The sequence below is a fragment of the Clostridium sp. DL-VIII genome (assembly GCF_000230835.1).
In the GTDB taxonomy this organism is placed as follows: domain Bacteria; phylum Bacillota; class Clostridia; order Clostridiales; family Clostridiaceae; genus Clostridium.
Genome location: NZ_CM001240.1, coordinates 752,501 through 768,476 on the forward strand (window position 1 = coordinate 752,501; position 15,976 = coordinate 768,476).

The 15,976-nt window shown below is 32.0% G+C and carries 12 protein-coding genes, 1 tRNA gene and 1 rRNA gene (1 of these 14 only partly in view); 11 read left to right on the forward strand and 3 right to left on the reverse strand.

Annotation, left to right across the window (positions count from 1 at the left end; genetic code table 11):
* From CDLVIII_RS03610 to CDLVIII_RS03645, 8 genes are all read left to right on the forward strand, one after another.
* Window positions 1-2,066, forward strand: a 23S ribosomal RNA gene (locus CDLVIII_RS03610); it begins 843 nt to the left of the window's first position.
* Window positions 2,067-2,163: 97 nt separating this feature from the next.
* A tRNA-Asn gene (locus CDLVIII_RS03615) sits at window positions 2,164-2,238 on the forward strand.
* Window positions 2,239-2,506: 268 nt separating this feature from the next.
* Window positions 2,507-3,457: a polysaccharide deacetylase family protein gene (locus CDLVIII_RS03620; RefSeq protein ID WP_009168071.1), complete on the forward strand. Its 951-nt coding sequence runs from the start codon at window positions 2,507-2,509 to the stop codon at window positions 3,455-3,457.
* A 322-nt stretch (window positions 3,458-3,779) separates the two neighbouring features.
* Window positions 3,780-5,165, forward strand: coding sequence for a TldD/PmbA family protein (locus CDLVIII_RS03625; protein ID WP_009168072.1), 1,386 nt, complete (start codon window positions 3,780-3,782; stop codon window positions 5,163-5,165).
* Between the two features lie 2 nt (window positions 5,166-5,167).
* Complete coding sequence (locus CDLVIII_RS03630; protein WP_009168073.1) at window positions 5,168-6,511, forward strand: TldD/PmbA family protein; 1,344 nt, start codon at window positions 5,168-5,170, stop codon at window positions 6,509-6,511.
* A gap of 42 nt (window positions 6,512-6,553) precedes the next feature.
* Window positions 6,554-7,363, forward strand: coding sequence for a putative ABC transporter permease (locus CDLVIII_RS03635; protein ID WP_009168074.1), 810 nt, complete (start codon window positions 6,554-6,556; stop codon window positions 7,361-7,363).
* A 207-nt stretch (window positions 7,364-7,570) separates the two neighbouring features.
* Window positions 7,571-8,413: an AraC family transcriptional regulator gene (locus CDLVIII_RS03640; RefSeq protein WP_009168075.1), complete on the forward strand. Its 843-nt coding sequence runs from the start codon at window positions 7,571-7,573 to the stop codon at window positions 8,411-8,413.
* On the forward strand, window positions 8,403-9,353 hold the full coding sequence (locus tag CDLVIII_RS03645; protein WP_009168076.1) for a DMT family transporter: 951 nt from the start codon (window positions 8,403-8,405) through the stop codon (window positions 9,351-9,353). Before CDLVIII_RS03640 ends, CDLVIII_RS03645 begins: the two co-directional genes overlap by 11 nt.
* 160 nt (window positions 9,354-9,513) lie before the next feature.
* Here the strand turns inward: CDLVIII_RS03645 and CDLVIII_RS03650 are convergent, their stop codons facing one another.
* The gene (locus tag CDLVIII_RS03650) at window positions 9,514-11,385 is read right to left on the reverse strand and encodes an LTA synthase family protein (RefSeq protein ID WP_009168077.1); all 1,872 of its coding nucleotides are present in this window, start codon (window positions 11,383-11,385) and stop codon (window positions 9,514-9,516) included.
* Window positions 11,386-11,633: 248 nt separating this feature from the next.
* On the opposite strand from CDLVIII_RS03650, the gene yedF reads away from it, so the two are divergent.
* Together yedF and CDLVIII_RS03660 are read left to right on the forward strand one after the other, a co-directional pair.
* On the forward strand, window positions 11,634-12,203 hold the full coding sequence (yedF, locus tag CDLVIII_RS03655; RefSeq protein ID WP_009168078.1) for a sulfurtransferase-like selenium metabolism protein YedF: 570 nt from the start codon (window positions 11,634-11,636) through the stop codon (window positions 12,201-12,203).
* Window positions 12,204-12,226: 23 nt separating this feature from the next.
* Window positions 12,227-13,186, forward strand: coding sequence for an NAD(P)/FAD-dependent oxidoreductase (locus CDLVIII_RS03660; protein WP_009168079.1), 960 nt, complete (start codon window positions 12,227-12,229; stop codon window positions 13,184-13,186).
* A gap of 30 nt (window positions 13,187-13,216) precedes the next feature.
* Here the strand turns inward: CDLVIII_RS03660 and CDLVIII_RS03665 are convergent, their stop codons facing one another.
* Window positions 13,217-13,780 (reverse strand): GDSL-type esterase/lipase family protein, encoded by a 564-nt coding sequence (locus tag CDLVIII_RS03665; RefSeq protein WP_009168080.1) that lies wholly within the window; start codon window positions 13,778-13,780, stop codon window positions 13,217-13,219.
* A gap of 39 nt (window positions 13,781-13,819) precedes the next feature.
* Window positions 13,820-14,497 carry a RusA family crossover junction endodeoxyribonuclease gene (locus tag CDLVIII_RS03670; protein ID WP_009168081.1) on the reverse strand — a complete coding sequence of 226 codons (678 nt, stop codon included), beginning with the start codon at window positions 14,495-14,497 and terminating at the stop codon, window positions 13,820-13,822.
* 451 nt (window positions 14,498-14,948) lie between these two features.
* On the opposite strand from CDLVIII_RS03670, the gene tsaD reads away from it, so the two are divergent.
* Window positions 14,949-15,968: a tRNA (adenosine(37)-N6)-threonylcarbamoyltransferase complex transferase subunit TsaD gene (tsaD, locus tag CDLVIII_RS03675; protein WP_009168082.1), complete on the forward strand. Its 1,020-nt coding sequence runs from the start codon at window positions 14,949-14,951 to the stop codon at window positions 15,966-15,968.
* The last annotated feature ends 8 nt before the right edge of the window (window positions 15,969-15,976 follow it).

Below are 15,976 nucleotides of genomic sequence, written 5' to 3' on the forward strand. Positions count from 1 at the left end.
GTTCTCCTCGAAATAGCTTTAGGGCTAGCGTCGGAAAATGTGAGTAGTGGAGGTAGAGCACTGAATAGGCTAGGGGGCATAGCGCTTACCGAACCTTATCAAACTCCGAATGCCATATACTATCAGTCCGGCAGTCAGACTGTGAAAGATAAGTTCCATGGTCAAAAGGGAAACAGCCCAGATCGTCAGCTAAGGTCCCAAAGTGTAAGTTAAGTGGAAAAGGATGTGGGATTTCTAAGACAACTAGGATGTTGGCTTAGAAGCAGCCACTCATTAAAAGAGTGCGTAATAGCTCACTAGTCAAGAGATCCTGCGCCGAAAATGTCCGGGGCTCAAACTTACCACCGAAGCTACGGGTTCACGTGTATACGTGAGCGGTAGAGGAGCGTCGTAATCGGGCTGAAGTCGTACCGAAAGGAGCGGTGGACTGATTACGAGTGAGAATGTTGGCATTAGTAGCGAGATGTAAGTGAGAATCTTACAGGCCGAATATCTAAGGTTTCCTGAGTAAAGTTTGTCTTCTCAGGGTTAGTCGGGACCTAAGGCGAGGCCGAGAGGCGTAGCCGATGGACAATTGGTTGATATTCCAATACCACTATCATCGTTAATATCGAGGGTGTGACGGAGAAGGATAGGATGTGCTAGCTATTGGATGCTAGTCTAAGCGTTTAGGGAGTTGGGATTGGCAAATCCGTTCCAACAATTCTGAGGCGTGATGGGGAAGGCTCTACGGAGCCGAAGTATCTGATTCCATGCTTCCAAGAAAAGCATCTAGAGAGAGAAGTAGTGCCCGTACCGCAAACCGACACAGGTAGATGAGGAGAGAATCCTAAGGCCGACGGAAGAATTGCAGTTAAGGAACTAGGCAAATTGACCCCGTAACTTCGGAATAAGGGGTGCCTACGGAAACGTAGGTCGCAGAGAATAGGCACAAGCAACTGTTTAACAAAAACACAGGTCTCTGCTAAAGCGAAAGCTGATGTATAGGGGCTGACGCCTGCCCGGTGCTGGAAGGTTAAGGGGAATACTTAGCGCAAGCGAAGGTATGAACTTAAGCCCCAGTAAACGGCGGCCGTAACTATAACGGTCCTAAGGTAGCGAAATTCCTTGTCAGGTAAGTTCTGACCCGCACGAATGGCGTAATGACTTGTGCACTGTCTCAACTGCAAATCCGGCGAAGTTGTAGTGCGAGTGAAGATGCTCGCTACCCGCGATTGGACGGAAAGACCCCGTAGAGCTTTACTGTAGCTTAGCATTGAATTTCGGTATTGTCTGTACAGGATAGGTGGGAGACTGGGATACCAGGGCGTCAGCTTTGGAGGAGTCGTTGTTGGGATACCACCCTGATAGTATTGAAGTTCTAACTGGATGCCATGAAACTGGTGACAGGACATTGTTAGGTGGGCAGTTTGACTGGGGCGGTCGCCTCCTAAAATGTAACGGAGGCGCCCAAAGGTTCCCTCAGAACGGTCGGAAATCGTTCGAAGAGTGCAAAGGCAGAAGGGAGCCTGACTGCGACACTTACAAGTGGAGCAGGGACGAAAGTCGGGCTTAGTGATCCGGTGGTACCTCGTGGGAGGGCCATCGCTCAACGGATAAAAGCTACCTCGGGGATAACAGGCTGATCTCCCCCAAGAGTTCACATCGACGGGGAGGTTTTGGCACCTCGATGTCGGCTCGTCGCATCCTGGGGCTGAAGTAGGTCCCAAGGGTTGGGCTGTTCGCCCATTAAAGCGGCACGCGAGCTGGGTTCAGAACGTCGTGAGACAGTTCGGTCCCTATCCGTCGCGGGCGTAGGAAATTTGAGAGGAGCTGTCCTTAGTACGAGAGGACCGGGATGGACTGACCTATGGTGTACCAGTTGTTTCGCCAGAAGCATAGCTGGGTAGCTAAGTCGGGAAGGGATAAACGCTGAAAGCATCTAAGTGTGAAGCCCACCTCAAGATGAGATTTCCCATAGCATAAGCTAGTAAGACCCCTTGAAGACTACAAGGTTGATAGGTCAGAGGTGTAAGTATGGTAACATATTTAGCTGACTGATACTAATAGGTCGAGGGCTTGACCAATATAATCAAGTTGTAATATACATTGAAAATTATATGCAATTTTGAAAGAATATAAGTTCTTTCGACCAAATCATAGATTTGGGAAATCACTTAATGTTCCGCGATAGCTCAATGGTGGAGCACTCGGCTGTTAACCGATAGGTTGGAGGTTCGAGTCCTCTTCGCGGAGCCATTTTTTTGTTTAAAAGGAAAAAACTTTAGTCGAGAAATCGGCTTTTTTTTATTGTATAAAATCCCTATAAAATCTATACTATATAAGTGTAAGGAATATTTTAAGTATAAGTAAGTTTTACAACTAAATTGCAATTAATTGATATTTATAAGATATTGTTTTGTTAAAGTAAAAATGTAAATTGAATATGCGCGAATTCGATTTGTATGTAATACAAACAGGTGTAAACATAATAAATATTATAAAGAAATATAAGAGGGATTATAGGATGGGGCATAATAATAAACAAAATAATAATAAAATTAAAAATATTAGGAATGCAAGAATTACTATATTATTTATTTTAGCTGCGATACTTGTTGTTGTTGTAAGTGCAGTAATGGCTGTGAAGTTCTCAACAAGCAAGCAGGCAGTACAAGCGCTAGATGCTAATCTGGATACAAATTTAGATTCTAATACTAAAGACAATCAAACTGAAATAGCAAGTAATACTGCGCCTACAACAGAAAGTAATTCCGAAGTAGAGGATGTTGCATTCGTTGAAAAATACCTACAACAACAAATGAAAGGTCAAAAACCAGATGGAGCTGATGGAAAAAAGGTAGTGTATTTAACATTTGATGATGGACCATCGGAAACAGTAACTCCCCAAATATTGGATATTCTTAAAGCCGAAAATGTTCATGCAACTTTTTTCATAGTTGGCAAAGAACTAGATGCTAGTGAAGCTAATAAAAATTTAGTTAAAAGAGAAGTATCAGAAGGTAACGCTATAGGTAATCATACTTATTCGCACAATTATAATTATCTATACCCTAATGGAAAGATAAATTTAGATAACTGTATGGCTGATTTTGATAAAACAAATCAATCATTAAAAAATATTTTAGGACAGGATTTTTCGACTAGAGCCTTTAGATTTCCAGGCGGACAAATGACATGGGATAAGAAAGATCCTCAAGGGGCAGAAGCTATGGATAATGCATTACATGGTAAGGATTGGCATCAAATTGATTGGAATGCATTATCAAAAGATGCGGAGGGAGCTCATAAAAATGCACAGCAATTAACAGAGCAAGTTAAAGAAACTGTGGGTAAAAGAGAAAAAGCAATAATATTAATGCATGATACTTATGGAAAAGAAGAAACAGCAAAAGCTTTGCCAGGAATAATAGAATATTTAAAATCACAAGGATACGAATTTAAGATTTTAAAATAATTAAATATGACTATGCTATTTTCATTTATAATAATATTAGAGCAGTTATATAGCTGTTATTATTATAATAATTGAAGAGAGCATAGTCTATTTTTTATAACTGGTAAGTTTTATATAATAAACTTTTGGATTTTAGTATAGAATATAGATATAATTAAATTTAATAGATCATTTTTATGATTAATTAGAAAAGAAATAATTAATGCTAGTTAGTCTGTTAATGTGATTTAATTGATATTACACTTATATCTAAATGTATTAATTAAAAAAGTAATAATATGTAGTTTTTTGCTTTATATTTAGAAATAAAAGGAGGAGTAAAATGTTATCAAAAGGTATTTTAGGTGAAGTATTAGCAAAATGCTTAGTAACTGGAGGAGATTTTGCTGAAATTTTTGAAGAAAATTCGATTAATAATTCTATATCATTAGTTGATGGCAAAGTAGATGATGCTATAGGAGGTAGAATCTATGGTATCGGAATTAGAATTTTTAAAGGGTTAAACAGTGTATATGCGTATACAAATAATAATAGTCTAAGCAGCCTTTTAGACACTGCATATAGAGCTGCATTGGCATTAGGTAATGCTAAACAAAATGATATAAATACAATTGTCTTGAATGATAAGAAAATTGAAACAATACATTCAATAATTTATTATCCTAGAAGTGTAGCGTATGATAGGAAGATAGCAATTTTAAAAAGTGCTTATAATGGAGCAAAGAATTTTAATAATGATATTTCCCAAGTCATTGCGAGTTACTCTGACAAAGAACAGAATATTTTGATTGCAAATACCGAAGGCTTATATGTTCAAGATACGAGAATAAGAACAAGACTTGGTGTAAGTGCGATTGCATCGAAAGGAAACGAAAATCAAACTGGATTTGAGGGACCAGGAAGACACATGGGAATTGAAATGTTTGATACAATAGATCCAGAATATCATGGAAAGGAAGCAGCCAGAGTGGCTCATACTATGCTTAATGCACGAAATTGTCCAGCTGGCAATATGACTGTAGCAATAGATAATGGGTTTGGCGGAGTTATATTCCATGAAGCATGTGGACACTCTTTAGAAGCAAGTGCTGTAGCTAAAGGAAATTCAGTTTTTGCAAATAAGCTTGGAGAGCAAATTGCATCAACTAAGGTGACAGCAATTGATGATGGTACAGTGCCAAATGCATGGGGATCTCTTAACATAGATGATGAAGGAAATGATACTAAAAAGAATGTCTTAATCGAAAATGGTATATTAAAGGGCTACATGATTGATAAGTTAAATGGAAGACGTATGAAGATGGAGGCAACAGGAAGCTCTCGAAGACAAAGTTATAAGTTTCAGCCAACTTCAAGAATGACTAATACGTATATAGCAGCAGGAAATGATAATCCAGATGATATTATAAAATCAATAGAAGATGGTTTATATGCTAAAAAGTTAGGTGGAGGATCTGTTAATCCTGTAACAGGTGAATTTAATTTTGCTGTTCAAGAAGGATATTTAGTTAAAGATGGTAAAATTGAAGAGCCAGTAAGAGGAGCAAGTCTTATCGGCAAAGGAAGCCAAGTGCTTATGGATATTGATATGGTTGGAGATAACTTAGATGTAGCGCAGGGAATGTGTGGGGCATCATCTGGAAGCATTCCTACCAATGTAGGTCAGCCTATGATTAGAGTGAAGAAAATGACTGTTGGAGGTAGATAAGTATGGAGTTTAACTTATTTAAAGAAGAATTATTTAAAAAAGCTAAAAGTTCAGGATTTGAAGAATGTGAAATATACTATTCTGATTCTGAAAGCTTAAGTTTAAATGTTTATGAAGGTGAAGTCGAGAAGTATAAATTAAATAACGCCTTTGGATTGTCCTTTAGAGGAAAGATAAACAATAAGATGGGATACTCTTATACAGAGATCATAGATGAAGAAGCAGTAGATACTCTTATAACAAATGCAAAAGAAGCAGCGTTAGCTATAGAAAATGATGATGTACAGTTTATATATGAGGGAGATAAAGAATATAAAGATATAGACTGCTATAAGAAAGAATTAGATGATATAAAACCAGATGAGCTTATAGCTCTTGCTTTAGATATGGAAAAAGAGTGCAAGAAACAATGTGATAAAGTAGTAAGTTTTCAAGGCTGTGGAATTGGTTATGGTAAGGCAACTTATGGAATAATAAATTCAAAAGGTCTTAATTTAAAAAGTGAAAGAAACAGTCTAAGTGCATATGTAGTACCTATAGTGGAAGCAGATAGTGAGAAATATGATGGGACTGGATATGTAATGGCAAAGAAAGCAGAAGATATTAAGCCATCAGAATTAGCCAAACAAGGACTGGAAGAAGCGCTTTCTAAAATTGGGGGAAGAAGTATTTCATCAGGTAAATATAAGATAATTATAAATAATGAGTCTATGGTATCATTGCTTGGAACTTTTGCAGGAATTTTTAATTCAGAGCAAGTACAAAAAGGATTATCTTTGTTAAAAGGCAAGGAAGGGGAAATTATAGCTTCGGATGTAGTAACCTTAATTGATGATCCTCATTTAGAAGATGGGCTTGGAACTACTTCCTTTGATGATGAAGGTGTTGCAACTTATAAGAAAGAAATAATAACTAATGGAAGATTAAATACCTTGTTATATAATTTAAAAACAGCATATAAAGCTGGAACTAAATCTACAGGTAATGGGTTTAAAAATTCATATGCTTCAATAGTTGGGGTAAGTCCAACAAACTTTTATATAAAGCCTGGAGAAAAATCCTTTGAGGAGCTTTGCAGTGAAGTTAAAGAAGGTGTAATAATAACAGATTTTGCTGGGCTTCACTCAGGAGCTAGTGCAGTGACAGGAGATTTTTCCTTAGCAGCTAAAGGATTTATGGTTGAAAATGGGAAAAAGAGCTTTCCAGTGGAGCAAATCACAGTTGCCGGCAACTTTTTCACGTTGTTAAAAGATATAGAGGTAGTAGGAAGTGATTTGAAGTTTCCTATGAGCAGTGTTGGTTGTCCGTCTGTAATTGTAAAGGAACTTTCTGTGGCAGGAAAATAGTTTGAAAAATTTTATAGATGTATTGAGGGCGGTTATGGGGATGTGAATAATGTATATATTTATTTTATCTATTTTTTGATTTATAGCTTTGGGGGATGGGTCTGTGAAACTAGCTATTGCTCAATAATTGATAAACAATATGTTAACAGAGGTTTTTTAAAGGGACCATTTTGCCCAGTATATGGATTTGGCGCGCTTGCAGTAATAATACTATTAACTCCAATTTCAAATAATATTATAATCTTATATTTAAGTGCAATGATTTGTGCCAGTGTATTAGAATATATTACAGGTTTTTTACTTGAAACAGTTTTTAATCTTAAATGGTGGGATTATTCGAATTACAGATTTAATATAAAAGGCAGAGTGTGTCTGGTAAATTCTATGCTGTTTGGGATTTTATCATTGATTTTAGTTGAATTTATACACCCATTATTATCAGAGCTTGTAATGAAGATGACAGCAGATATTATTATGTGGATATTCAGTATCTCAAGTTTGTATTTCTTAATAGATACAGCGGCTACAACTTATAAAGTTTTACAGTTCAGTGGAAAGCTAAAAGAAATGTATATATTGCTGGAAGAAATTAAAGAAAAAAGTGAAATATATAAAGGAATATTGCAGCAAAACATTAATAAATTTGATGTATTAATAGATCAACAAAATGATAAAATTGTTTTTGCAAAAGAGCAGATAAATAAATTGAAAATTAATCTTGAAAAAATAATAATGAAAAATAAATCAAGTAATAAGCGTATTTTTAGAGCCTTTCCTAATATTAAATCATTAAAGTATCAGTATTCTCTTGAGAGGCTTAAAGAAGAATTGAAAAAGATAAGAAAGAAATAATATAAAAAATAATCAGGGAGCTTTTTGGATTCCTGATTATTTTTTATACTTTATTCTTTATGATAAATTTAAATTTTAAATAAAAGTTCAAGCAATATCATACAAGAAATGTTGATTTAATAATGGTATCATTATACATAAGTAGAGGAAATAGATTTGATTCTATGATTTAATTTTGATCTCATTTAGGTTAGAAGGAGGCTCTAAATGCAAAAGGAAGTTAGAAGTGTTTATTTTGATACAGATTTAAATGTGGAAGCATATAGTTTTAAGGGGATTGCTCAAAAGTTTCCAAATCATTTTCATGATTATTATGTAATTGGCTTTATTGAAAATGGGCAGCGTTACTTATTATGCAAAAATAAAGCATATAATATTGGACCGGGTGATTTAATTATATTTAATCCTAATGATAATCATACCTGTGAGCAAATAGATAATAAAACATTAGATTATCGTTGTATAAACATTCAACCAGATGTAATGAAAAAGATAGTATTTGAAATAACGAACAAAGATTATATACCTTACTTTACAGAAAATGTATTATTCAGCAATGAGCTGGCGCTTTCAGTACGTGAATTACATCGTATGATAATGCAGGAAGAAAAAGACTTTAAAAAAGAAGAAATATTTTTCTTTATAATGGAGCAGTTAATAACTGAATATTCAAATGGAGATTTATCAGTTAACGATCAAGATGTTAATGCAGAAATTAATAGTGTATGTAAATTTTTAAAAAGTAATTATGCAAAGAATATTACATTAAATGATTTGAGTGATTTAACAGGAATAAGTAAGTATCATTTGCTAAGATCTTTTACAAGACAAATGGGAATATCGCCATATAGTTATCTTGAAGCAATACGTATAAATGAAGCAAAAAAGCTTTTAGAACAAGGAGTTTTTCCTTTAGAAGTGGCGCTTAAAACTGGTTTCACAGATCAAAGCCATTTTACTAATTTCTTTAAGAAATTTATAGGACTTACTCCAAAGCAATATATGAAAATTTTTATAGGTAAAGATGAGAGGGCGTTAAATGAAAAATAAATATATAGTCGGTAATTTGATGACTTTATTAACAATGATTATTTGGGGAACAACTTATATTTCAACAAAAGTACTTTTAGGGAAACTTCAGCCAATGGAAATATTGTTCTATAGATTTATAATTGCGTATTTTACTTTGATGCTAGTTTATCCTCGATTTAAAAAAATTAATAGCATTAAAGAGGAATTGATTTTTGCAAGTGCTGGGATTACAGGTGTTACATTATATTATTTAATTGAAAATGTGGCTCTAAAATACACGTTAGCATCAAATGTAGGGCTATTTAGTGCTGTGGCACCTATATTAACGGCTATATTAAGCAAGTTTTTTATGGAACATGAGACTTTTTCAAAAAACTTATTGTATGGATTTATTATAGCTATAATAGGTGTATTTTTAGTTGTATTTAATGGAAGCTTCATTTTGAAACTAAATCCATTTGGAGATTTTTTGGCTATATTAGCATCAGCTACATGGTCAGTTTACTCTATAATACTAAAAAGACTTAATAACAAATATAAATATAATTATATTTATATAACACGGAAAATCTTCTTTTATGGAGTAATATTTATGATACCATTAATCCTTATTCTGAATGTTAATTTATCTATAGAAAGATTAATTATGCCTAGTATTTTGTTTAATATACTATTTCTAAGCTTAGTAGCTTCAGCTTTATGTTTTATTACTTGGAATATTGGTGTGAGCTTCATAGGTGCAGTTAAAGCAAGTAATTATATTTATATAGTTCCGCTTATAACAGCAGTAACATCAGTAATAGTATTAAAAGAATCAATAACTTATGTAGTTTTATTTGGAGCTGCTTTTATAATATCAGGATTATATATATCACAGAATGGTTTTAGGAATCCATTTAAATATATAACTTTTTTTATAAAGAGGTTAAAAAGGAGAGATATATATGAGACTAAATGAAGCAGAAAATAAATTATGAACAAATTAACTGGCAGCATGCCTCTATTACGGTAAAATTTTTAAGAATAGAAAAGTGATATATTGTTACTATAAATCATAGAAACAATATATCACTTCTTTATTTTAATAGTGTTAGCACATAAAATTTGTTTATCTATACTTAATTTGAATCATGTCTATAATTTGCACGTATCATCTTGTCTGAAAGATCTAATGATTTTTTATAAAGTTCCTTTTCTTCATCAGTAAGGTTTTCCCCGCCTTTAAGTGTACCATTAGTTAGCACTGCAAAAGACTTTTGAGTATTTAACAAATTTTTACCTAAAGCAGTATCCTCATATTTAGCTTTATCAACTCCAAGATAGTAAAGAAGAGTTGGCATTACATCTATCTGACCATTATATAATTTATCAAATGTTTTTCCTTCTTTATTAGATGGATCATAAATTAAAAATGGAACAGTAGGGTTTCCGGTATTCATGAACCAATCTTCTTTATGTGATAATTGGCCAATGCTGTCATCATAATATTTATGAATTCCTGTATGATCACCCATTATTGCAATTATACTATTTTGAAGAAGTCCTTCCTTGTCTAATGCATCAAGGAAATTACCTATTTGCGCATCAGTATAATGAATACTTTCAAAATAACCACCCATTTTACTATCATTTAATTCAGGGTCAAGTCCAAGTTCTCTATACTTTGCAGGAAGATCAAAAGGACCATGACTAGTTAAAGTTACAGTTTCAGTGTAAAATGGCTGCTTCTGATTTTTTAGCATAGGAACAACTTGTTCAAAGTATCTTTTATCACTAATACCAAGACCTATTTCTTCATCAACATTGAAAGAGTAATAATCAGAAAAATTGTCAAAACCAATACCAAGTAACCCATTTTTATAATTCCAGAAGGAACCTTTATCTGGGTGAATTGCATAGGTATTATAACCTTCGCTTTCTAGTATATTTGGCATAGAATTATAATTGGTGTTTGGATATCTAAAGAAAGTACTACCTTGTCTTAATGGTAACATAGAAGTATTGACCATTAAATCCGCATCTGAGCTTGTACCTTCATTAACTTGTTCAAAAGTATTAGGAAAATACAAAGAATTTTGTACTAGCTTATTTAAATTAGGAGTAATTTCTTTACCGTTAATTGATTTACCTATAACAAAATCCTCTAAGGATTCAACTTGAATATAGATCAAGTTTTTACCTTTAGCTTTGCCAAAGTATTCATTGTCGGGCAAATCTTCTTTTTTTATATCATATAATTTATTAATATCTGTCTTATCCTGATCAGTTAGTTTATATGGTTTAGAATCACGGTAAACAGTGTAACAGTCAATTATGTGATATCCTATAGGAGAAAAGTATCTAGCAGTATTTGATTTATCATAATTGTCAAAAAGATACGCATTATGTACATCTTTATTATTTAATACATTTATGCTAAAAGGGACATAAATTATAAATAATATTGATAAAATAAGAGTACCTAGAGAAGCTATAATAGCTCGTCCATGTTTCTTAGTAAAAGACTTTCTAGTTATAAATGCATATATAGCTAAAACTATAAAATCAACAAAGAATATAATATCCGATTTACTTAGAAATGATAATATACTTCCAGACATATTATCTAAATTAGCTGTTTGCGTTAATATTAATGCAGACGGTACTGTTAAAAAACCACGGAAATACCAAAGATCGATTAATATTAATAATGTTAAAACGAAATCTATTACAAAGGTATATATTATTCGTCCTCTTCCTTTAAATAAAAGGGAAAAACTTAAAAACACTAAAGCAAAAGCTATATAATAATTTAAGCATGGATCAGCAGAACTATATCCAGCAGAAAAATCAAAAGCATAAGGATCTTTGTTAGTAACGAAGCCCTGAAATAGTATACCTTTTAATACTATTGAAATTACAGGAAGTAGAAAAAATATTAATCTGATAATTGTATCTTTTGTTAATTTATTTTTTATAAAGTTGTTAATTTTAGAGTTAAAAGAACTCATTATTTCACCTCAATTCAACATTCACTATATTATAGTATACATAATTTTATAGATTAAACAAATATAAAATTAATGATATATAAGTAATTAAAAGGCAAATTAAATATTTTTTTTTATAAAATAAATATAATTTGCATGTTATACTATTAATGCAGAAAAATTTATATAATAATGTTATAGTAAATTACATAGAAATGTTAAAAATTTAGTAAATCATTCGCAAAAAATATTATAAAGGGGCTAAGGATATGAAAGAAATAGATTGTAGAGGACTTTCTTACTTAAAAATAATAAGGGAAATTAAAAAATACTTTAATTCAATTGGTGAAGGAGAAGCAATTATAATAGTAGACAGCGAACTTGGACGTTCTAATGTTATGAGATATGCTATCCATAAAGGATATAGGATAGACACAGAGAATGATGAAAATAGATTTGAAATAAAAGTAGAAAAAAGAGGATGTTTAGAAGCAGAAGAGGAAGAGAATATATTTTCAATATTAGTAACAAGTGATAAACTTGGAATTGGAGATGAAAAAATAGGAAATCTTTTAATGCAGGAATATTTCGAAGCATTAAATGAATATGATGAACTTCCAAAATCAATCTTGTTTTTAAATTCCGGAGTGAAGTTATTTGATGATAATTATACATCTGAACAGTTGAAAATGTTATATAAAAAAGGTGTGGCAATCTTAATAAATGACAGTTCTTTAGAATATTATAAGTTAAAAGAAAATATTGATTTTGGAGAAGTAGTAAATATATATGATATGGTTGTTACCATGAAGAAAGCTAAAAAATTAATAAGACTATAGTGAGTAATAGTGGGGGTGCTAGAATGCCAGATTATGATTTAATTATCGTTGGAGCAGGAATAGCTGGAATGACAGCCGCAATTGGCGCTGCAAAGGAAGGTATAAAAAAAGTATTAATTATAGAAAAAGAATCTAGTGTTGGTGGATTAATTAATCAATGTATTCATAATGGATTTGGGAAAAGATTTTTAAATGAATCAGTGACAGGTCCAGAATATGTAGATTTTATAGAGCGACAATTAAATGGAGATTGTATAGAAGTTATCCTAAATACTACTGTATTAGATGTTACAAGGGAAAAAGTTATTACATATGTGAATTCTAAAGATGGTGTCAAAGAAATAACTGCCGGAGCCATAATATTTGCCATGGGTGCAAAAGAAAAATATTCAGGAAATGTTGTTATTCCTACAAATGGACTTACAGGAATATTTACAGTTGCAGAGGCTCATAGAATAATTAATTTAGAGGGATATTTACCAGGAAGAAATACTATAATTCTAGCAAAAGATAAGTGGGGATTTATAGTTGCTAGAAGGCTGATTATAGAGGGAGGAAATATAGAAGGCATAGTAATTGAAAAAAGTTTTAAAGAGCTAGCTGATGAAGAAATACATGAAATTATTGAGGGATTTGATATTCCTATAATAGAAAATTCAAGAATTACTGAGATTGAAGGCGAAACTAGAATAAAAAAATTAAAAATAGTAAATTTAAATAATCAAGTGGTGGAAGAGCGGAACTGTGATTCTTTGTTATTATCAGTTGGTTATTTACCAGAAATCTCAATACTAAAGAAATTAAATATCAATATTGATAAAAGAATACTAGGACCTGAGGTAGCAGATTTTCAAACATCTGTAGATGGTTTCTTTGCATGTGGAAATATAATATATGGAGAAAACGCCTTGCATATGGAAGAAACAGATGGAATTGAATGTGGAGTAAAAGCTTCACAATATATAAAGAAATACATATACTAAAGGCATTGTGTTTATTAATCGTGATATAATTTAAAAATAGGCTAGGGCTTCTTTATACATGAGTTCATGGCCAGAGGCTGTTAAGTGAATTCCATCTAAATAAATATCATTTTTGTCCAATGTTAAATCGTAGAAATTAATATAAGGTATTTCATAAGCAGAGCATAATTTAATTAGTTCTTTTTTTAAGTTTAAGAGTTCACTTTCTGTGTAGTTATAAAAGCTTGATGGTGAAAAACATGTATTAGCCATGGCGCCTATAATTCTAGGTGGTATTCCTATGATTATTTTTGAATTAATGTCTATAGCATCATTAATCATTATTTTTATATTATCAATTATTGAAGTTACTGACCTGCCAAGAAGCAGGTCATTTGTACCTCCCATTATGAAAATTTTTGATGGATTATAAGTTAACACATCAGTGTAGTAACGGGTAAGCATTCCTACAGTAGTGTCACCATTGCAGGCTTTATTTAATGAGGAAAGGGAATATTCCTCTGTAAGCTTGTATACCCATGAATCTTGTTTAGTTACTCCATATCCAAAAGTTAGACTATCTCCAAAGAAAATAACGTCAAGTTTATCGTTCATAAATAAATTTCCTTTCTCGTAGCAATTTAATAAATATATTTAAAATAATTTAGTAAAACATTTTTTGCATATTAAGGTTTTGCCATTATCAGCTTTTACATAATCATTTGAGAGAATAACTTCCTTACAAAATGAACATATATTATTTTTTTCAGGTGTGTTAAAAAATTTATCATTAATAGGAATATCAGTATTTTTTTTGTTTCTAGCATCGTCAGTTAAAGAGTTAGTGTTATATTTACTATTTAATATGCTTTTTTTGATTGGTGAATATAGCTTGGGTTCAGTAGCAACGACTTTTTTGGAAATAGTATAACCAAAATCATATTCACTTTCAGTAAAAAGCTCTAACTCAAATCTAGGATTTTCTTTATCATAATATTCTTCAGTAAAAATTTTTGTTATTTGAGCATCATTTACAATCAGGCCGCTTTTTTCTATGCCATCAAATATGCTTTTAGTAATATTAATTGTATCTGGATGCCTTTTTTCACTTTTATAGTATACTTTCAAAACAGCTATTAAGCTTTCAGAAAAAATAATATCAGGGTTCTGACTTCTTGCAAGCAGTGCAATTTCCTGTTCATATAGTGCATATCTATCATGGTATTTTCCAGAACTATGGGGTAAAATAGCACGCCCATCTGTATTATGTAATTTAAAATTTGATTTTGTAATAGGTGAGCCTTTAATAATCACCTTAGCATAATTAGCCATTTTCATTCCCCTTTAGTAAAAATTTAGTTATTATTTTAAATATACAGCATATATTTTTTTTACACAATAAAGATATATAATCTTAAATCCAGACATGTATTATTTCTGGTGAAGCCTATACCTAAAATTTAGTTTAAATATAAATAGGTTTATATTTATATTTGTAATTTGTAATTTTGATGTCTTTACATAAAGTAAAAAATTAATGCTGATAATATTTTATAGTTTAGAAAAATTCAACTTTGATAATATTATGTATATAAAGTATAATATTTGAGGAATGAAAGAAGAATATTTCATTAATTAATTAATTAAATATTAAGAATATATTAAACAATGAAAAATAAGATAGAAGTATGCGCTTATTATAGGATAAAATAGATTTTAGTGAGAAAAGATACTATAATATTTGGATAGTGTTTAGATTATTTGTAAAAAAGAGGTATTAAGCATGAGTAAAAAGGTAATTTTAGCAATAGAATCAAGTTGCGATGAAACTGCAGCAGCAGTTGTTGTAGATGGAAGAGAAGTTCTTTCAAATGTAATTGCATCGCAAATAGAAACTCATAAAAAATTTGGTGGAGTAGTACCTGAAGTTGCATCAAGAATGCATATTGAAGTAGTAGATAGTGTTGTGAAAGCTGCTCTTGAAGAAGCGGAAATATCTTTAAATGATATCGATGCTATAGGAGTTACATATGGACCAGGACTTGTTGGAGCACTTTTAGTTGGGCTTCAGTATGCAAAAGGATTAGCATTAGGAGCACAAAAACCATTAATTGGAGTCAATCATATTCAAGGACATATTAGTGCGAATTTTATTGAGCATAAGGATTTAAAGCCTCCATTTGTGTCATTAGTGGTTTCAGGGGGACATACATTTATAGTACATGTAAAGGGGTATAGAGATTTTGAAGTTATTGCTCAAACAAGAGATGATGCAGCAGGAGAGGCTTATGATAAGGTCGCTAGAGCATTGGATCTTGGATATCCAGGAGGCCCTAAGATTGATAAGCTGGCAAAGGAAGGTAATGAAGATGCAATAGAATTTCCAAGAGCAAAATTTCAAGATGATACATTAGACTTTTCCTTTAGCGGAGTTAAATCAGCAGTTCTAAACTATTTAAACAAAGCCAATATGAAGGGCATAGAAGTAAATAAAGCTGATATTGCAGCATCATTTCAAAAAGCAATAATTGATGTATTAAAAACTAACTTGTTTTTAACCTGCGAAAGAAAAGGTGTTAGTAAAATTGCGGTAGCAGGCGGAGTTGCATCTAATTCATGCTTAAGAGAAACACTTCAAAAAGAGGGAAAGGCAAAAGGAATCGAGATTTTGTTTCCATCACCAATATTATGTACTGACAATGCAGCAATGATAGGAAGTGCAGCTTATTTTAATTACCAAGAAGGAATACTATCTGATTTGAATATAAATGCAAAACCTAATCTAAAATTAGGAGAGGGGTAGAGTCTAAG